Below are 18,992 nucleotides of genomic sequence, written 5' to 3' on the forward strand. Positions count from 1 at the left end.
GTAACCTGGGCTTAGAACCACTATGTAGGCAACGGTTGGGGGCAAGTCCACCATTGACCATAGGCGAAAGGACGCGCTGCATGTATCTGTTTCTGGCCTTCCTGCTGGTTCCGATCATCGAGATCGCCCTGTTCATACAAGTTGGCGGGTCGATCGGGCTGTTGCCGACCCTTGCCATCGTGGTGTTGACTGCGGTGCTGGGAACATGGCTGGTCCGGACCCAGGGTCGCATGGCGCTGGGCCAATTGAACCGTGCTTTCAATCAGTTGGACGACCCGACAGAGCCGCTGGCACATGGGGCGATGATTCTGTTTTCCGGTGCATTACTGTTGACGCCGGGGTTTTTCACCGATGCGTTGGGATTTGCGCTGCTGGTTCCGGCGGTGCGGGTCGCGGTCTATCGCTATCTGCGCGCGCGCGTTCAGGTCGCCAGCTTTCAGATGGGGCCGGGACCGGGAATGAGCCAGTCACATCATGACACCGGCGACGTGATCGACGGCGAATGGGAAGAGGTGCGTCCTCACCGTGAACAAGGCGCTGGCCCGTCCGGCTGGGTCGAGGGACCGGACCGGCATTGAGCCGGTCGCGCCAAGCTGTTAAGCAGTGGCGAATTTGTAAAGCCGGAGGATTTCATGGCCGAGACCGACGCCGCCGCTGCCCAGCAGCCGCCCCAGATCCAGATGCGTGTATTGGGTCAGTTCATTCGTGACATGTCGTTTGAAAACGTCATGGCACAGCGCGGCGCCTCGGGCGACGTGCAACCCGACGTAAATGTCCAGGTCAATCTGGATGCCAAGAAGCGCAGCACCGACAATCAGTACGAGGTTGCGATCAAGCTGAACATCACGTCCAAGGCCAAAGGCATGGACGATGTGCTGTTCGTGTTCGAGATCGACTATTGCGGTATCTTCCATGTCGAGGGCGTGCCGAACGAGCAGTTGCATCCGTTCCTGCTGATCGAATGCCCGCGGATGCTGTTCCCGTTCCTGCGCCGCATCGTCAGCGATATCACTCGCGACGGTGGCTATCCGCCGCTGAACCTCGACAATATCGACTTCATGGCGCTGTACCGCTCGGAGCTGGCCCGCCAGCAAGCAGCCGCGCAGGCCGAACAAAAGGCCGACGCCTGATCCGGAACGCGCGCCTGACTTGGGTCAGGCGCGTTTCCACACCGCATTTTCCCCCAGTTTCTCGACAAACTCGGCATGCGCCGCGCGCTCTGCCTCGGTGATGCGGGCGGGCAGGGGGGTTGGCCTTGGCGAGGGGCGCCAGGCGGTCTCTGCACCGGTGCCACCGCTGCTTGCCACAGTCGACAGTCCGAAATCGGGCTGCTTGCCGCCAATCAGCTCCAGATAGACCTCGGCCAATATCTCGGCATCCAGCAGTGCGCCGTGCAACACACGGTTCGAGTTGTCGATACCGAACCGGCGGCACAGAGCGTCCAGCGTGGCGGGCGAACCCGGAAATTTGCGCCGCGCCATGCCCAGCGTGTCGATGGCCCGATCGAACGGAATCTCGGGCAGGCCCATCCAGCGCAGTTCGGCATTCAGGAACTTCATGTCGAAGGACGCGTTGTGGATGACCAAATGGGAATCCGCCACGAAATCGCGAAACGCCTGACCAACCTTGGCAAAGACCGGCTTGTCCCGCAGGGTCACTTGGCCCGGTTCGGGCTGTTGCGGCGGCTCCAGGATGTCGGGTCCGATCCCGTGCACGCCAAATGCCTCGGCGGGCATCATCCGTTCGGGATTGATATACTGGTGATAAGTGTTGCCAGTGGCGATGTGGTTCCACAGTTCGACCGCGCCAATCTCGACAATACGATCGCCGGTTTCAGGGTCAAAGCCGGTGGTTTCGGTGTCGAGTACGATCTCACGCATGGCTGTTCCCCGCCCGTATCTGCCTGACGATATCCTGCACCTGCGCGCGGGCATGGTCCAGTGTGTCGGTCACGATCACAAAATCGGACCGCGCACATTTTTCTTCGTTCGGCATCTGTTGTGCCCGTATCTGTTCGAACTGCGCCTCGGTCATGGTGCCGCGCGCCATCACACGCGCCTTTTGCTCCTCGGGCGGGATCGAGACACAGGCGACCGCGTCCATCGCAGCCTCACCCCCGGTTTCGAACAGAAGCGGAATGTCAAAAACAAGGATATCCGCCGTTGTGCTATCACGAAACCGGGCGCGGTCGTCGGCCACCAACGGATGCACGATGGCCTCGATCCTTTTCAACGCCTGCGGATCCTGGGCGATGATGTGTTTCAGCGCCGGGCGGGAGACCGCATCGTCAACCACCGCCTCGGGAAAGGCCGCGCGCATCGGCGCAACGGCCGCGCCGCCCCTGGAATAGAGGCTGTGCACTGCCGCATCCGCGTCCCACAGTGCGCAACCTTCGTCCACGAACATCTGCGCCGTGGTGGATTTGCCCATGCCGATGGAGCCGGTAAGGCCAAGTCGAAATGTCATCTGAGCGCGGCCGCCCGTGTGGCCGCATCGACAACCGGTCGTTCGCCGAACCAGCGCTCGAATCCCGGCACCGCCTGATGCAACAGCATGCCCAACCCGTCGACCGTGGTGCATCCCATTTCTTCGGCCTCGGCCAGAAGACGGGTCTTGAGCGGCGCATAGACCAGATCGGTCACCACAGCATCCGCGCGCAACCCGTCCAGTGGCACCCGCAGCTCAGGCTTTCCGATCATCCCTAGAGACGTTGTGTTCACCACCAGGCGTGCGTCCTCGACCACGTTGCCGGCCTGAACCCAGTCCGCCACTGTGACCCGCTGGCCGAAATCATCCTTGAGCTTGTCGGCGCGCACGCGGGTCCGGTTGGTGACGATCACCTCGGGCACGCCGGCCTCGGCCAGGGCCGAGATCACCGCCCGTGCGGCACCGCCCGCGCCGAACACCACCGCGGGCCCTGATTTCGGGTCCCAGTCGGGGGCCCCGGCGCGCAGGTTCTCCATAAACCCATAGCCATCGGTGTTGTCGGCAAGGATCCGCCCGTCTTCGCGAAAGATCAGCGTATTGACCGCGCCGATCAGCGTGGCGCGGTCGGTGATCTGATCGGCAACCGCCATCACCGCCTCCTTATGCGGAATGGTGATGTTGACACCCACGAACCCGGCCTTGGGCAGGGTACGCAGCACCTGCGCCAGATCCGACGGCGCTACATCCATCGGGATGTAATGGCCATTGATGCCATAGGTCTTGAGCCAGTGGCCATGCAACCGGGGAGATTTCGAATGCGAAATCGGGTGGCCGATCACGCCAGCCAGCGGAATCCGGTTCTCGGTCATGTGTCAATCACTCCGCGCAACGCCAGAAAATTGAGCAGTTCCAACAGGGGCATACCCAAAACGTTAAAGTGGTCCCCGTCAATGGCTGAGAACAGGCGTACGCCCTCTTCCTCAAGCTTGTAGCCGCCGACGGCGTGGCGGATGCTGTCCCAGTTGCGCGTCACATAGCCGGTCAGATAGTTGTCGGACAGGACCCGCATCCTTAGCCGGACCTGCCCCACATGGCGCCAGACGGGTTGCCCGTTTTCGTAGATCACCGCCGCTGACAGCAGCATGTGCCGCTGACCGCTCATCTGTTGCAACTCGGCCAGAGCGGTCTCGGGGCTGTCGGGTTTCGACAACAGCCTGCCCTGGAAATCGAGCACCTGATCACATCCCAACACCATGGCGCCGGGATGCTTGTCGCTGATCTTGCGCGCCTTCATCTCGGCCAGGGCGTCGGCGATATCGCGCGGCGGTGCACCCTCGGCCAGCAGGGCTGCCTTTACCGATTCTTCATCGACGCGCGGTACATCCTTGGTAAAGGGGACGGCCGCGTTTTCCAGCAACTGGGCCCGGATGGTCGAACCGGATGCCAGGATGAGGGGGACAGTCATGTGGAAAACCCCGTGGGAAATCTGGTGATCGCTCTGGTACGGTTTTTCATGCTTTTCGGCTTGACGTGCAAGCCCGGGGAAAATGCAGAAATCTCACCCGAGTCGCCCGGGCTCCATCCAGTATGGACAAGGATAACCCTGGCTTGCGGGATAACCTTGGCTATACGCGCAGCTCCCCAGTATCTACCCGAATTTGTTCCTCTATGAGAAGTTTCTTAAGTATCTGTTTTTAAAGGATATAGGCAAAATTTTCCACAGGATCGCGGAACAAGGTAAAAACTTCCTCACATTGGGGAAAACCGCTAGGAGAGAACATTTATCCACGAAAACAGGCCAGCCTACAAAACCATCAATCTTTCTTCTTTTCTTTTTTATTATTAGATACGAGGCCAAGACCCCGAAGAGAGACATGATGACCGACCTGCTGTTCACCTTGTACCCATGGGTCAAATCCCTACACATCATGGCCGTGATCAGCTGGATGGCCGGTCTGTTCTATCTGCCCCGGCTCTTTGTCTATCACGTCGAAAAGGCTGAGAAGGTGCAGGAGGCACCGGCGATCTTCCACGAGATGGAAGAGAAGCTGATCCGCGTGATCATGCGCCCGGCGATGATCGTGTCCTGGGTCTGTGGTCTGATCATGGTTCTGACGCCCGGAATCGTCGACTGGGGCGAGGTCTGGCCCTGGACCAAGGGTGCGTCCGTCATTGCGATGACCTGGTTCCACGGATGGCTCAACGCGCGCCGTCGCGCGTTCCTGTCAGGGCAAAACCGATTGACCGGGCGCCAGTACCGGATGATGAACGAGGTGCCGACACTGCTGATGGTGGTGATCGTGCTGTCGGTGATCGTGAAATTCTGATCCCCCTTTGACTCTGCCTGCCAGCGCGCTTATCTAGGGGTCAACGCGCCCGTCCGGGCATCCGTGTCTCCTGTTCACATATTCCGTTCTAGCGCCGCCACAGGGCGGCAGAGGGTCCGTATACGATGACGATCGAATCCCTGAATCTTGCCGATCTCAAGGCAAAGAGCCCCAAGGACCTGCTGTCCATGGCCGAGGAACTGGAGATCGAAAACGCCTCGACCATGCGCAAGGGCGAGATGATGTTCCAGATTCTGCGCGAGCGCGCGGATGAGGGATGGACCATCGGCGGCGATGGCGTGCTTGAGGTGCTACAGGACGGCTTTGGGTTCCTGCGCTCTCCCGAGGCGAACTATCTGCCGGGTCCCGATGACATCTATGTCTCGCCCGACATGATCCGCCAGTATTCCTTGCGTACCGGTGACACGGTCGAGGGTGAGATCAAGGCGCCTGACGACAACGAGCGCTATTTTGCACTGACCAATGTCACCAAGATCAATTTCGAAGATCCCGAAAAGGCGCGGCACAAGATCGCGTTCGACAACCTGACGCCGCTTTACCCGGATGAGCGGCTGAAGATGGAGATTGAGGATCCGACCATCAAGGACCGCTCGGCCCGGGTGATCGACCTGGTCGCGCCGATCGGCAAGGGGCAGCGTTCGCTGATCGTGGCGCCGCCGCGGACAGGTAAGACCGTGATCCTGCAAAACATCGCCCACTCGATCGAGAAGAACCATCCGGAGTGCTATCTGATCGTTCTGCTGATCGACGAACGCCCCGAAGAAGTCACCGACATGCAGCGTTCGGTCAAGGGCGAGGTGGTGTCCTCGACCTTTGACGAACCGGCCGCGCGTCACGTGGCGGTGTCGGAAATGGTGATCGAAAAGGCCAAGCGTCTGGTCGAACATAAACGAGATGTTGTTATCCTCCTCGACTCGATCACAAGACTTGGTAGGGCCTTTAACACCGTTGTGCCGTCCTCGGGTAAGGTTCTGACTGGTGGTGTGGATGCAAACGCGCTGCAACGGCCCAAGCGGTTCTTTGGTGCGGCCCGGAATATCGAAGAGGGCGGCTCGCTGACCATCATCGCAACCGCGCTGATCGATACCGGCAGCCGGATGGACGAAGTAATCTTTGAAGAGTTCAAGGGTACCGGTAACTCCGAACTGGTGCTGGATCGGAAAATCGCCGACAAGCGGGTATTCCCGGCTATCGACATCCTGAAATCCGGCACCCGGAAAGAGGATCTGTTGGTTGACAAGAGTGATCTGCAAAAGACTTTTGTCCTGCGGCGGATCCTCAATCCTATGGGCACAACAGATGCGATCGAGTTCCTGCTGTCTAAGCTGAAACAGACCAAGACAAACGGCGAATTCTTCGATTCGATGAATACCTGATCCGGTATCCCAGCAACGCGAGGGCAAGGATATGGACACTATTTTTGCCTTGGCCACGGCGCAGGGCAAGGCGGGTGTTGCAGTCATCCGCCTGTCGGGTCCGCGCGCCTATCAGACCGCCTGCCTGCTGGCGGGGTCCGACCTGCCGTCGCGGGGCCTGTCTGTCCGGCAGCTTAAGGATTCGCAGGGCGCCCGCCTGGATGATGGTGTGGTGCTGACCTTTGCCGCACCTGCCAGTTTCACCGGCGAGGATGTCGCCGAATTCCAAATCCACGGTAGCCTTGCAACAACGGAAGCTGTCTTGCGATGCCTTGGTGACCAGGACGGTTTGCGCTTGGCTGAGCCCGGAGAATTCACCCGTCGTGCGCTGGAAAACGGCAAGATGACCTTGCCGCAGGTCGAAGGGCTTGCCGATCTTATTGATGCTGAAACCGAGGCGCAGCGCAAACAGGCACAGGCGATCTTGTCAGGAGCCTTGGGTCAGCTGGCAGAGAGTTGGCGCGCAAAGCTGATTCGCGCCGCAGCCCTGTTGGAAGCGGTGATTGACTTTGCCGATGAAGAGGTACCAACAGACGTCAGCCCCGAGGTGCGGGAATTGTTGACAAAGGTGCGTTCGGATCTCGAACGAGAGATTGCCGGGGTTCGCATAGCCGAGCGTATTCGTACGGGTTTCGAAGTTGCGATCATCGGTCCGCCGAATGCTGGAAAGTCTACCTTGTTGAACATGTTGGCGGGTCGAGAGGCGGCGCTCACGTCAGAAGTGGCGGGAACCACCCGCGACGTGATCGAGGTTCGGATGGACTTGGGTGGTTTGCCGGTCACTCTGCTCGATACAGCGGGTCTGCGCGAAACCGGCGATCTGGTCGAAGGGATGGGCATCGCCTTGGCTCGCCGTCGCGCAGATCGGGCCGACCTGCGCGTATTCTTGACCGAGGATATCGCCGCTATGGGCGTGACGCGGCAGCCCGGCGATTTGCACGTCTTGCCGAAAGCCGATCAGAGGCCGACCGCGGAAAACGCGGTGTCGGGTGTTACGGGGCAGGGGGTGGATCAACTGGTCCAACAAATATCGACAGTACTCAAGACCCGCTCTGCGAGTGCTGGGATAGCCACCCGTGAACGTCACCGCGTTGCGATGAAATCGGCATTGGATGCTTTGGAGCGCACTGGTGCTGTTCTGGAATCAGGTCCGGACCTGTATGATATTGCCGCAGAAGAGCTGCGAACAGCTATTCGTGCGTTGGAGTCGTTGGTCGGACGCATAGGTGTGGAAACCTTGTTGGACGAAATCTTTGCGTCCTTCTGCCTTGGTAAATAAGGAGTGTTTCACGTGAAACATTCGGATTTTGATGTCTTGGTAATCGGAGCCGGGCATGCCGGTGCCGAAGCAGCGCATGCCGCCGCACGCATGGGAATGCGGACGGCACTGGTCTCTTTGTCCGAACGTGATATCGGCGTGATGTCCTGTAATCCCGCCATTGGTGGGCTCGGCAAGGGTCATCTCGTGCGCGAGATCGATGCGATGGATGGCGTGATGGGGCGCGTGGCGGACAAGGCGGGGATCCAGTTTCGCCTGTTGAACCGGCGCAAGGGCCCAGCAGTTCAAGGACCTCGGGCGCAAGCTGACCGCAAGCATTACCGCCTCGCGATGCAAGAGGAGACACGCAATCGATCCGGTTTGACCCTCATCGAGGGTGAGGTAACCGACTTTCGAATGCTGGGAAATCGCGTCGCTGGTGTTGTCCTGGCAGACGGATCAGAGATTTCATCAAAAGCTGTGATTCTGACCTCGGGAACATTCTTGCGAGGGATCATTCACATCGGGGATGTCTCACGTCCCGGTGGGCGAATGGGAGATCGACCTTCGATACAGCTGGCTGAGCGTCTCGCTGGTTTTGATTTGCCAATGGGGCGCCTCAAGACAGGGACACCGCCTCGCCTTGATGGCCGTACCATAGACTGGTCGATATTGGAGCGGCAGGATGGAGACGAGGAGCCCGTGTTGTTCTCCTTTCTCTCCAAAGGTGTTTTCGCCCGCCAGATCGCCTGCGGGATTACGCATACGAATGCCCGAACCCACGACATCATCCGCGAGAACCTGAACCGTTCCGCGATGTACGGAGGGCATATCGAGGGGGTCGGTCCCAGGTATTGTCCGTCGATCGAGGATAAAATCGTACGCTTCTCCGAGAAGGAATCGCATCAGATATTCCTTGAGCCCGAAGGATTGGAGGACCACACGGTCTATCCGAACGGTATCTCGACTTCGCTGCCGGTGGATGTTCAAGAGAGTTATGTCCGCTCGATTCACGGCCTGGAGAATGTCGAAATTCTTCAACCAGGCTATGCGATCGAATACGACTATGTTGATCCACGTTCTTTGACTTCTCAGCTTTCGCTACCTGATGTGCCTGGCCTGTATCTGGCTGGTCAAATCAATGGGACAACCGGTTACGAAGAGGCCGCCGCTCAGGGTTTGGTCGCCGGGTTGAATGCGGCAACGATGATCCTCGACCGTGATCCAGTCCCTTTCAGCCGAGCGAATAGCTATATCGGCGTGATGATTGACGACCTTACAACGCGCGGTGTCGCTGAACCTTACCGCATGTTCACTTCTCGGGCCGAATTTCGGTTGTCGTTGCGGGCGGATAACGCCGATCAAAGGCTGACGCCGATGGGGATTGACGTTGGTTGTGTCGGAGAGCGTCGGCGCACGGCTTTTGCACTGAAATCCGAGAAGCTCGCCAAGGTCACCACCATTCTCCAGGAGAGTAGCTTTACCCCCAAGGAAATCGCTGCGGCTGGGATCACTATCAGCCAGGATGGGAATCGGCGAAACGGCCTTGCGGTTCTTGCTTTTCCTGATGTCGGCTTCGCTGAAATTGCATCATTGCTACCCGAACTTGCTGACACCGACGAAGAGACACGGTCGCAGGTGGAGCGTGACGCGCTATACGCAAACTATATCACCCGGCAAGAGCGTGATGTCCAAGCAATGAAACGAGACGAGGCGCTCGTGATCCCCGCAGATTTCGACTTTCTGGTACTTGACGGGCTGTCGAATGAGTTGAAGCAAAAACTCACTTCCGCACGACCCGAGAATATCGCTCAGGCGGGGCGGGTTGAGGGGATGACGCCAGCGGCGCTTGCTTTGATCCTGGCCCATCTGCGAAAGATCGACAAGGTACGCACCGCATGACAACCCACAACGCGGAAAGCTTGAATGTTTCACGTGAAACATTCGACCGGCTGTCGATCTTTGCCGAGCTGGTGAAAAAGTGGAATCCGCGCATCAATCTGGTTTCCAAACGCAGCCTGGATGACCTCTGGACGCGTCATATCATCGATTCAATCCAGGTGTTTCGCAATGCACCAGTTGGTGGGCTTTGGGTTGATCTGGGCAGCGGCGGCGGATTTCCCGGCATGATCTGCGCCATTCTTGGTGCCGAGGAGATGCCGGATACACGATTTGTCTGTGTAGAAAGCGACCAGAGAAAGTCCGCGTTTCTTCGTAGTGCCGCCAGGGAGTGTGGCGTAAACTGCCAAGTAATCTCGCAACGTATCGAGGCATTGGATCCACTGAACGCAGATATACTTTCTGCCCGTGCTCTGACTGATCTGACAGGGTTGCTGGGTTTCGCCGAAAGGCACCTGAAATCTGGTGGAACTGCGCTGTTCCCCAAGGGCGCCAACTGGAAAAAAGAGATACAAGATGCCGCGAAGCAATGGAATTTCTCCTACGACGCGGTTACTAGTTTAACCGAGCCCCAGGCCGTTCTTTTGAAGATAACAGGAGTCACGCGTGTCTGATCTTTCCCGTCCAGTCGGACCCCGGATCATAGCGGTCGCCAACCAGAAAGGCGGCGTGGGAAAGACCACAACAGCCATCAACCTTGCTGCAGCGCTGGTCGAAGCGGGCCAGCGCGTTCTTGTGGTCGACCTCGATCCACAAGGGAATGCATCGACCGGGTTGGGCGTGGATGAACGTGACCTGACGACCTATGAGTTGCTGGTGGATGACGCGCCACTGAATTCCGTTATCCAAGAAACCAACATCGAAGGACTTGCGATCGTTCCGGCGACAGTCGATCTCAGCTCGGCGGATATTGAATTGATCTCGAACGAGAAACGAAGCTTCCTGCTTCATGATGCACTGCGTCAGACAGCAATGGATGCCTACTTGTGGGACTATATCCTGATCGATTGCCCGCCGTCGCTGAACCTGTTGACGGTCAATGCAATGGTCGCCGCGCATTCCGTATTGGTACCGTTGCAGAGTGAATTCTTTGCGCTAGAGGGCTTGTCGCAACTGATGCTGACCATCCGCGAGGTGCGTCAGGCGGCGAACCCCAATCTGCGGATCGAGGGTATCGTGCTGACCATGTACGACCGCCGCAACAACCTGTCGCAGCAGGTCGAAAAGGATGCGCGCGACAATCTGGGTGATCTGGTGTTCGAGACCAAGATACCGCGCAATGTGCGAGTCAGCGAGGCGCCATCTTTTGCAATGCCCGTGCTTAGCTATGATCCGAACTCTCTGGGCGCGTTGGCTTATCGTGACCTGGCTGCCGAATTGATGAAGAAACATAAAAAGATCGCCGCCTGAACGCGGTAGAGAGGAGCGACACATGGTTTCGAACAAGCCTCGGGGACTGGGACGCGGACTGTCCGCTTTGATGGCCGATGTGACGCAGGCGCCAGAAGCGACCAGTGGTGAGTCCGCGCGTCGCCCTGATCGTACCGTGCCTATCGAAAAGTTGCGCGCAAACCCGAACCAGCCGCGCCGCACCTTTGCCGAAGAGGCGCTGCAAGAGCTTGCAGCCTCGGTCAAAGAAAAGGGTATTTTGCAGCCGCTGATCGTGCGGCCGGTAGACGGAGATATGTACGAGATTGTTGCGGGCGAACGGCGCTGGCGGGCCGCGCAACTGGCGCAACTGCATCAAGTTCCGGTGCTGGTGCGCGATCTGGACGAAACCGAAGTTCTGGAAATCGCGATCATCGAGAATATCCAGCGCGCCGACCTGAACTCGGTAGAAGAGGCCGCGGGCTATCGGCAGTTGATGGAAAAGTTTGGCCATACGCAGGAAAAGCTGGCCGAAGCCCTGGGCAAAAGCCGCAGTCATATCGCGAACCTTCTACGCCTGCTGTCCTTGCCGGATGACGTTCAGCAGATGGTGGTCGAAGGAAAGCTGTCAGCCGGACATGCCCGAGCCCTGATTACCAGCGATAATCCGTCGGAACTGGCCAAGATCGTGGTGCGTGACGGGCTGTCGGTGCGCGCGACCGAAGCCTTGGTCAAGAAGCAGTCGGAAGGCGAGAAGCCCACAGCGACGGCGCGCCCGAAATCCTCCGGCGGGGACAAGGATGCAGATACCCGAGCGTTGGAAAAGGATCTGTCGGCGATTCTGGCGATGAAGGTGACGATCAACCACAAGGCGGGTACGGAAACCGGACATGTGATCCTGACTTATGAGAACCTTGATCAGCTGGACGATCTTTGCGCCAAGCTCAGCCGCTAGGGCGGGTCCAGATAAAGATCAGTACTCCCCCCAGAACCACGGCTTGAATGGCCAGGACATGGGGGGGGGCCGAGAGAAGAACCGACAGGCCAAAGACGGCGGCAACCGACAGGGTTGCCGCCTTTTTTGCGCTTGGGCGTATGGCGCCAGATTGCTGCCAGTCAACGATCATCGGGCCAAATAGGCGATGTGTCAGCAGCCAAGTATGCAGGCGCTCGGACGAGCGGGCAAAGAAGAACGCGGCGAGGAGCAGAAAGGGAACCGTGGGGAGGAGCGGCAGGACAACTCCAAACAACGCTAGGGCAACGCAAACCAGTCCAAAAGCTGCCCAGATAAACTGCATTCTCTACTCCGACATCAGGTCCAGAATGACCGCGTTCAGAACTGCGCGCCCTTGAGCTGTTGCCTTTAGCCGCGCGCCGTCGATCTCGATCATGCCAAGTTCGGTCAGATGGGCAAGGCGGTTCCGGTCTAGGGACTGCGGCGAAAGTGCCTCGTATCGAGCGATATCTAGCCCTTCGGCTATGCGAAGTCCCATCATAAGGTATTCATCGGCTTGATCTAGTAGCGAAAGGGGAATGCGGTTCAATTCACCAGACCCTTTCGTCACGGACGAAAGCCAGGCACTGGGGTTTAGTGGGCTTTCGGTGGCGTAGCGCTGACCACCTATGGTGATGCGGCCATGGGCGCCAGGGCCGATGCCGACATAATCGCCATAGCGCCAATAGATCAGGTTGTGGCGGGACTCCGCGCCGGGGCGGGCGTGGTTCGAGACCTCGTAGGCGGGCAGGCCATGGGCGGTGCAGACCTCTTGCGTGATCAGGTACATGTCGGCGGCGTCGTCATCGGCGGGCAGACCGCGCAGCTTGCCCCGCGCATAGCGGTCGCCAAATGCGGTGCCGTCCTCGATCGTCAGCTGGTAGAGCGACAGGTGATCGACGGCCATGGTCAGCGCGTCGCTCAACTCGGCGCGCCAGGCGTCGGAGGTTTGGTCCTGCCTAGCATAGATCAGGTCGAAACTGACCCGATCGAAACAGTGCCGGGCAATGTCGAACGCGGCCCGCGCCTCGGCGACGCTGTGGATACGGCCCAACCGGTGAAGGTCGCGGTCGTTCAGCGCCTGCACCCCCATCGAGATGCGATTGACCCCGCCATCACGGTAAGCGGCAAAGCGCCCCGCCTCGACGGAACCTGGATTGGCCTCCAGCGTGATTTCCATGTCGTTGGAGGTGGGCCAAAGCCGGCGGGCGGTTTCGATCACCGCCGCGACCGTTTCGGGCATCATCAGTGACGGGGTACCGCCGCCGAAAAAGATGGTGTTCAGTACCCGGCCCGGCAGTTCGGCGGCAGAGCGTTCAAGCTCTGCGATATAGGCTCTAACCCAGGCCTTTTGATCGATTTCACGGGCAACATGGCTGTTGAAATCGCAATAGGGGCATTTGGCCTGGCAAAAGGGCCAATGCACGTAGAGGCCAAAACCCCCATGCTGCCAGTCATCCGCCAAAACAACCCTTTACGAATTTCTCAACCGCGCGGGCGCGGTGGCTGATCTTGTTCTTTTCCCAACGGTCCATCTCGGCAAAGGTGACATCATAGCCCTCGGGCACGAACATCGGGTCATAGCCGAACCCAGCCGCACCACGAATGGGCCAGACCAGATGGCCGGGGGCGACGCCTTCGAACACCTCGTCATGGCCATCGGGCCAAGCCAGCACCAGCGTGCAGCGAAATTGTGCCAGCCGGGGATGCGGGGCGCCCTTGGCCTCGAGCGAGTCATGGGCGCGGGTCATCGCCATCATGAAATCGCGCCCATTGCCGGTTTCTGCCCAATCGGCGGTATAGACCCCCGGTGCACCATCCAGCGCGTCGATGGTGATGCCGCTGTCATCGGACAGCGCGGGCAGGCCGGTGGCCCGGGACGCGGCATGCGCCTTGATCCGGGCATTGCCGACAAAGGTATCCTCGGTCTCTTCCGGTTCGGGCAGGTTCATTTCGGCGGCGCCAACGACCTTGACCCCAAAGGGCTGGAGGAGATGTGCCATCTCTTCCAGCTTGCCCTTGTTATGGGTCGCGATCAGCAGTGTGTCGCCGTCGAACGCCCGTGTCATGCGGTGGCGGCCTTTTGCGCGGCAACCAGTTCGCCCACGCCCTTTTCGGCGAGGCCCAGCAGTTGATCCAGCTGCGCGCGGTTGAAGACCGAACCTTCGGCGCTCATCTGCACCTCGATCAGCTTGCCGGACCCGGTCATGATGAAATTGCCGTCGACGCCTGCCTCGCTGTCCTCGGGGTAATCGAGGTCCAGCACCGGCTGGCCGGCATAGATGCCGCAGGACACGGCGGCGACCGGATCGACCAGCGGGTCGGAAATTACGTCGCCTGTCTTCATCAGCTTGTTCACCGCCAGACGCAGGGCGACCCAACCACCGGTGATCGACGCGCAGCGGGTGCCGCCATCGGCCTGGATCACGTCACAGTCGACGGTGATCTGACGCTCGCCCAGGGCCACCCGGTCGACGCCGGCGCGCAGGGCGCGGCCGATCAGGCGCTGGATTTCAACCGTGCGGCCGCCTTGCTTGCCGCTGGCGGCCTCGCGCCGCATGCGGGTGTTGGTCGCGCGCGGCAACATGCCATATTCGGCGGTGACCCAGCCCAGGCCCGACCCCTTGATAAACGGCGGCACACGATCCTCGATGGTAGCGGTGCACAGCACATGCGTGTCGCCCATCTTGATCAGGCACGAGCCTTCGGCATGTTTTGTGAAACCGGTTTCGATTGAAACCGGGCGCATTTCGCTTAGATCTCGTCCAGAGGGTCGCATGGGTCATCCTTTGTCTGTTGCGGTGGGGATACCGCCCGCAAGGGCTTGGATGCAAGCCCGATTGACCTTTTCGGGGCAGGGGATTTAATGGCCTCTCAGCCGGGGATTGCCCAAGGGATGCCATGAGCGATGCGCGCAAAATACTGGACGATCTGAACGACCGCTCGCGCGAGGTGTTTCGCCTGATCGTCGAGTCCTATCTGGACAGTGGCGAGCCGGTCGGCAGCCGCACCCTGACCCGCACCCTGAGTGAAAAAGTCAGCGCCGCAACCGTTCGCAACGTGATGCAGGATCTCGAATACCTGGGCCTGCTCGACAGTCCCCATGTGAGTGCGGGGCGGGTCCCGACCCAGATGGGGCTGAGAATGTTTGTCGACGGGTTGCTCGAGGTCGCGGATCTGAGCCTGGATGATCGCGCCAAGCTGGACGCGACGTTGGGCACAAATGCGGGCGATGTGGGCGGAACACTGGACCGGATCAGCGCCACGCTCAGCCGGGTTACTCAAGGCGCCTCGCTGGTTCTGACGCCCAAGCACGAGGCCGAGATCCGTCATATCGAGTTTGTCTCGCTGGCGCAGGACCGGGCGTTGGTGGTGTTGGTGTTTTCGGATGGCCATGTGGAAAACCGCCTGTTTGCACCGCCGCCGGGGCAGACCCCCAGTTCAATGCGCGAGGCGGCCAATTTCCTGAACGCGTTGATCGAGGGCAAGACCCTGAGCGAAGTGCGCCGCCTGATGCAGACCGAGATCGGCGTTCGCCAGCAGGAAATCGACCAGCTGGCGCGTCAGATGGTCGAAAGTGGCTTGGCGGTTTGGGACCGCGAGGGCGAGGATGCTGCCCGGCTGATCGTGCGCGGGCGCGCGAATCTGTTAGAGGGTACTGGCCAGGAACAGGAGCTGGAGCGTATTCGGGTGCTGTTCGACGATCTGGAGCGCAAGCGCGATATCGCCGAGTTCCTGCAACTGACTGAGGACGGCGAAGGTGTGCGCATTTTTATTGGTTCGGAGAACAAACTTTTCTCACTTTCGGGTTCCTCTTTGGTGGTGTCTCCTTATATGAACGCGGATCGAAAGATAATCGGAGCGGTGGGGGTGATCGGCCCGACGCGCCTGAACTATGGTCGCATCGTTCCGATCGTGGATTACACGGCACAGCTGGTCGGACGTCTGATTTCCGATCGGAGTTAGAGGTAGAAAGATGGCAAAGCCGAACAACGAAGAGTTTCTGGACGATATCGCAACCGCCGAGGCCGAAGAACTGGCCGAAGAACTGGCCGAGGAAATGGCCGAGATCAGCGAAGAGGCGGCAGAGCTGGATACGCTGCGGGCCGAGCGGGACGCGTTCAAGGACAAGTTCATGCGCGCATTGGCAGACGCCGAGAACGTACGCAAGCGGGGCGAGCGGGCCCGGCGCGAGGCCGAGCAATATGGCGGGTCGAAACTGGCCCGCGACATGTTGCCGGTCTATGACAACATGAAGCGCGCGCTGGACTCCATGACCGACGAACAGCGCCAGGTGTCGGGTGCACTGATCGAGGGAATCGAACTGACGATGCGGGCGCTGCTGGATGTGTTCGGCAAGCATGGCATTCAGGTGCTGTCGCCGCAGGTGGGCGACAAGTTTGACCCGCAGATGCACGAAGCAATGTTCGAGGCACCGGTGCCGGGAACCAAGGCGGGTGATATCATTCAGGTTTCCGCCGAGGGCTTCATGCTGCACGACCGTCTGCTGCGTCCGGCGCAGGTCGGTGTGTCGTCGATGCCCGCAAGCTGATTTGGCTTCGCCGGGCGAAGCCAAGCCTCCGGCGGGAGTACTTTCAGCGGAATAAAGGGGCGGTCAGGATCGGGCCGCCTCTTTCAGTTTGTAGAGCACGTCCAACGCCTGGCGAGGAGTCAACTCGTCGGGGTGAATGTCCTTGAGCATCGCGTCGGCGGGTGAGGTTTTCGGCGCGGGCGGCGGGGGTGGCGGCGCGGCCGAGAACAACGGTAGATCGTCGATCAGCGCCTTTTGCTTGCCGCCTTCGCGTTCGGATTTCTCCAACTGGTCAAGAACCACGCGCGCGCGCGCGACCACCGACGGCGGCAGGCCCGCCAGCTGGGCAACTTGCACACCATAAGAGCGGTCGGCGGCGCCCTTGCGCACCTCGTGCAGGAAAATCACCTCGCCCTCCCACTCCTTGACCGCGACGGTCAGGTTCTCGACCCCGTCGAGCGTGCCGGCGAGCGCGGTCAATTCGTGGTAATGGGTGGCGAACAGAGCGCGGCAGCGATTGGTTGCATGCAGATGTTCCAGCGTGGCCCAGGCGATGGAAAGCCCGTCATAGGTGGCGGTGCCGCGCCCGATCTCGTCGAGGATCACCAGCGCTCGGTCGTCCGCCTGGTTCAGGATGGCGGCGGTTTCCACCATCTCGACCATGAAGGTCGAGCGACCCCGCGCCAGATCGTCCGAGGCGCCGACGCGGCTGAAGAGCTGGCTGACCACCCCGATATGGGCTCTGTCAGCGGGTACATAGCTGCCCATCTGTGCCAGCAGAGCAATCAGCGCATTCTGCCGCAGATAGGTCGATTTACCGGCCATGTTGGGGCCGGTCAGCAGGCGGATCGCGGCGCCCTTGTCGGCGGTGAGGTCGCAGTCGTTGGCCACGAACGGCTCGCCGCCCTGTCGGCGCAAGGCGTGTTCCACCACCGTGTGCCGTCCGCCCTCGATGGCGAAGGCGCGTGAGGTGTCGACGCTGGGTCTGCACCAGTTCTCGGCGCGCGCCAGATCGGCCAACGCGGTGGCCAGATCAAGCTCGGCCAGGCCGCGTGCGGCGACATTGAGGCGGGCCGCCTGATCCAAAATCGCGCCAGAAAGACTGGAATAGAGCCGCTTTTCGATCTCGAGCGCGTGGTTCCCCGCGTTCAGGATGCGGGTTTCCAGTTCACTCAGCTCGACCGTTGTGAAGCGCACCTGGTTGGCAGTGGTCTGTCGATGGATATAGGTCTCGCTCAGGGGTGGGTTCAGCATCTTGGCCGCGTGGGTGGCGGTGGTTTCGATGAAATAACCCAGCACGTTGTTATGCTTGATCTTCAGCGCGGCGATACCGGTATGTTCGGCATATTTCTGCTGCATCCCGGCGATGACGCCACGGCCCTTGTCACGCAACTCGCGCGCGTCGTCCAATTCGCTGTCATAGCCCGGCGCGATGAAGCCGCCATCGCGGGCCAGCAACGGCGGCTCGGCCACCAATGCAGTGTCGAGCAGGCCAAGCAGGTCGTCGAACCCGTTCAGATCGGTGCGGGCATTGGCAATGAGTTCTGGCAGATCGAGCCCGTCGCAGAGGGCGGCAATCGCCTCGGCCTGGCCCAGCCCGTTGCGGATCGCGGCAAGGTCGCGCGGCCCGCCCCGGTCCAGCGCCAGCCGCGACAGGGCGCGGTCCAGATCAGGCGTCTTGCGCAGGGCCGCGCGCAGTTCTGCGGCCAGGGTTGATTGGTCGATGCAGAAGTCCAGCGCCGAAAGCCGGGCGTGGATCACATCGAGGTTGCGCGACGGGCTGGCGATGCGCTGTTCCAGCAGGCGGGCGCCACCCGGAGTGACGGTGCGGTCGATCACCGACAAGAGCGATCCGCCGCGTTCGCCGGACAGGGAACGGGTCAGTTCGAGATTGCGACGTGTGGCGGCGTCGATCTGCATCACCCGGTCCTCGGCCTCTTGCACCGGAGGTTGCAGCAGTGGCAGTTTGCCTTTCTGGGTGATCTCCAGATAGTCGATCAGCGCACCCAAGGCCGAGAGTTCGGCGCGCCCAAATGTACCGAACCCGTCGAGTGAGCCGACCTTGTAGAGCTCGCACAGGCGCTTTTCGGCGGCCATGCTGTCGAAACTGGCCTTGCCCAGCGGGGTCAACGGAATGCGGTGATCGTCTGCCAGTGGGCGCAATTGCTGGAATATCGGTTCATCGACAACCAGCAGCTCAGAGGGGGCCAGCCGCGCAAGCTCCGGGCCGAGTCGGGCGCGGATTATCGGCATCACGTGGAGATCGCCGGTCGAGATATCAGCCCAGGCCAGCGCCGCGCCACTGCGTAACTCGGCATAGGCGACCAGGAAATTGTGGCGGCGCGCCTCCAGCAATGCGTCCTCGGTCAGGGTGCCAGGAGTAACCAGTCGCACTACATCGCGCCGCACCACGGATTTCGAGCCGCGCTTCTTCGCCTCAGCGGGGCTCTCCATCTGTTCGCAGACAGCGACGCGGAATCCCTTGCGGATCAGGGTCAGCAGATAGCCCTCGGCGGCGTGGACCGGGACGCCGCACATCGGGATATCCTCGCCCTCGTGCTTGCCGCGCTTGGTCAGCGCGATATCCAGCGCCTCGGCTGCGGCCACCGCGTCGTCAAAGAACATCTCGTAGAAATCGCCCATCCGGTAGAACAGCAGGGCGTCGGCATGGCCCTCTTTGATTTCGAGGTATTGGGCCATCATGGGCGTGATTGCGTTCATATTTCCCCCAATACTAAATTGGGGGAAACTT

The 18,992-nt window shown here is 60.3% G+C and carries 20 protein-coding genes; 11 read left to right on the forward strand and 9 right to left on the reverse strand.

Annotation, left to right across the window (positions count from 1 at the left end; translation table 11 throughout):
* Positions 1-80: 80 nt before the first annotated feature.
* Both AC2FL1_RS10330 and secB read left to right on the forward strand, forming a co-directional pair.
* Positions 81-578, forward strand: coding sequence for an FxsA family protein (locus AC2FL1_RS10330; protein WP_496827189.1), 498 nt, complete (start codon positions 81-83; stop codon positions 576-578).
* A gap of 54 nt (positions 579-632) precedes the next feature.
* On the forward strand, positions 633-1,130 hold the full coding sequence (secB, locus tag AC2FL1_RS10335; protein WP_496857123.1) for a protein-export chaperone SecB: 498 nt from the start codon (positions 633-635) through the stop codon (positions 1,128-1,130).
* Positions 1,131-1,154: 24 nt separating this feature from the next.
* Here the strand turns inward: secB and dnaQ are convergent, their stop codons facing one another.
* Genes dnaQ through AC2FL1_RS10355 form a run of 4 tightly spaced genes read right to left on the reverse strand, consistent with a single transcriptional unit; the run spans position 1,155 to position 3,892 of the window.
* Entirely contained in the window at positions 1,155-1,880 is a 726-nt protein-coding gene (gene dnaQ, locus AC2FL1_RS10340) for a DNA polymerase III subunit epsilon (protein WP_496827193.1), read from the reverse strand.
* On the reverse strand, positions 1,873-2,466 hold the full coding sequence (gene coaE / locus AC2FL1_RS10345) for a dephospho-CoA kinase (RefSeq protein ID WP_496876858.1): 594 nt from the start codon (positions 2,464-2,466) through the stop codon (positions 1,873-1,875). The genes dnaQ and coaE overlap by 8 nt, the downstream gene beginning before the upstream one ends.
* Entirely contained in the window at positions 2,463-3,296 is an 834-nt protein-coding gene (locus tag AC2FL1_RS10350; RefSeq protein ID WP_496827197.1) for a shikimate dehydrogenase, read from the reverse strand. Before AC2FL1_RS10350 ends, coaE begins: the two co-directional genes overlap by 4 nt.
* Entirely contained in the window at positions 3,293-3,892 is a 600-nt protein-coding gene (locus tag AC2FL1_RS10355; RefSeq protein ID WP_496827199.1) for a Maf family protein, read from the reverse strand. The genes AC2FL1_RS10350 and AC2FL1_RS10355 overlap by 4 nt, the downstream gene beginning before the upstream one ends.
* Positions 3,893-4,304: 412 nt before the next feature.
* On the opposite strand from AC2FL1_RS10355, the gene AC2FL1_RS10360 reads away from it, so the two are divergent.
* The 7 genes from AC2FL1_RS10360 (at position 4,305) to AC2FL1_RS10390 (ending at position 11,670) form a co-directional block, all read left to right on the forward strand.
* Positions 4,305-4,754, forward strand: coding sequence for a CopD family protein (locus tag AC2FL1_RS10360; protein ID WP_496827201.1), 450 nt, complete (start codon positions 4,305-4,307; stop codon positions 4,752-4,754).
* A 125-nt stretch (positions 4,755-4,879) separates the two neighbouring features.
* Positions 4,880-6,151 (forward strand): transcription termination factor Rho, encoded by a 1,272-nt coding sequence (rho, locus tag AC2FL1_RS10365; protein WP_496827203.1) that lies wholly within the window; start codon positions 4,880-4,882, stop codon positions 6,149-6,151.
* A gap of 31 nt (positions 6,152-6,182) precedes the next feature.
* Positions 6,183-7,469, forward strand: coding sequence for a tRNA uridine-5-carboxymethylaminomethyl(34) synthesis GTPase MnmE (gene mnmE, locus AC2FL1_RS10370; RefSeq protein WP_496876859.1), 1,287 nt, complete (start codon positions 6,183-6,185; stop codon positions 7,467-7,469).
* Positions 7,470-7,481: 12 nt separating this feature from the next.
* Positions 7,482-9,350 carry a tRNA uridine-5-carboxymethylaminomethyl(34) synthesis enzyme MnmG gene (mnmG, locus tag AC2FL1_RS10375; protein ID WP_496876860.1) on the forward strand — a complete coding sequence of 623 codons (1,869 nt, stop codon included), beginning with the start codon at positions 7,482-7,484 and terminating at the stop codon, positions 9,348-9,350.
* On the forward strand, positions 9,347-9,961 hold the full coding sequence (gene rsmG / locus AC2FL1_RS10380; RefSeq protein WP_496876861.1) for a 16S rRNA (guanine(527)-N(7))-methyltransferase RsmG: 615 nt from the start codon (positions 9,347-9,349) through the stop codon (positions 9,959-9,961). Before mnmG ends, rsmG begins: the two co-directional genes overlap by 4 nt.
* Positions 9,954-10,757, forward strand: coding sequence for a ParA family protein (locus tag AC2FL1_RS10385; RefSeq protein ID WP_496827209.1), 804 nt, complete (start codon positions 9,954-9,956; stop codon positions 10,755-10,757). Before rsmG ends, AC2FL1_RS10385 begins: the two co-directional genes overlap by 8 nt.
* A gap of 22 nt (positions 10,758-10,779) precedes the next feature.
* The gene (locus AC2FL1_RS10390) at positions 10,780-11,670 is read left to right on the forward strand and encodes a ParB/RepB/Spo0J family partition protein (protein ID WP_496876862.1); all 891 of its coding nucleotides are present in this window, start codon (positions 10,780-10,782) and stop codon (positions 11,668-11,670) included.
* On the opposite strand, the gene AC2FL1_RS10395 is transcribed toward AC2FL1_RS10390, so the two are convergent.
* From AC2FL1_RS10395 to rph, 4 genes are read right to left on the reverse strand one after another with little or no spacing between them, the layout of a single operon-like run.
* Entirely contained in the window at positions 11,660-12,013 is a 354-nt protein-coding gene (locus tag AC2FL1_RS10395; RefSeq protein WP_496876863.1) for a YbaN family protein, read from the reverse strand. The two genes, AC2FL1_RS10390 and AC2FL1_RS10395, sit on opposite strands and share 11 nt — an antisense overlap.
* A gap of 3 nt (positions 12,014-12,016) precedes the next feature.
* On the reverse strand, positions 12,017-13,174 hold the full coding sequence (gene hemW, locus AC2FL1_RS10400; protein ID WP_496876864.1) for a radical SAM family heme chaperone HemW: 1,158 nt from the start codon (positions 13,172-13,174) through the stop codon (positions 12,017-12,019).
* Positions 13,164-13,778: an RdgB/HAM1 family non-canonical purine NTP pyrophosphatase gene (gene rdgB / locus AC2FL1_RS10405; protein ID WP_496876865.1), complete on the reverse strand. Its 615-nt coding sequence runs from the start codon at positions 13,776-13,778 to the stop codon at positions 13,164-13,166. Before rdgB ends, hemW begins: the two co-directional genes overlap by 11 nt.
* On the reverse strand, positions 13,775-14,488 hold the full coding sequence (gene rph, locus AC2FL1_RS10410; RefSeq protein ID WP_496876866.1) for a ribonuclease PH: 714 nt from the start codon (positions 14,486-14,488) through the stop codon (positions 13,775-13,777). Before rph ends, rdgB begins: the two co-directional genes overlap by 4 nt.
* A gap of 122 nt (positions 14,489-14,610) precedes the next feature.
* Between rph and hrcA the strand changes: the two genes are divergently transcribed.
* A complete protein-coding gene (hrcA, locus tag AC2FL1_RS10415) occupies positions 14,611-15,675 on the forward strand; it encodes a heat-inducible transcriptional repressor HrcA (protein WP_496827213.1) in 1,065 nt (354 codons plus the stop codon).
* Between the two features lie 10 nt (positions 15,676-15,685).
* Positions 15,686-16,261, forward strand: a complete 576-nt coding sequence (locus tag AC2FL1_RS10420; protein ID WP_496876867.1) for a nucleotide exchange factor GrpE — start codon at positions 15,686-15,688, stop codon at positions 16,259-16,261.
* Positions 16,262-16,324: 63 nt separating this feature from the next.
* Here the strand turns inward: AC2FL1_RS10420 and mutS are convergent, their stop codons facing one another.
* Entirely contained in the window at positions 16,325-18,961 is a 2,637-nt protein-coding gene (gene mutS, locus AC2FL1_RS10425) for a DNA mismatch repair protein MutS (RefSeq protein WP_496876868.1), read from the reverse strand.
* Positions 18,962-18,992: the final 31 nt, after the last annotated feature.

It is taken from the genome of Ruegeria sp. YKSF070, assembly GCF_059612725.1.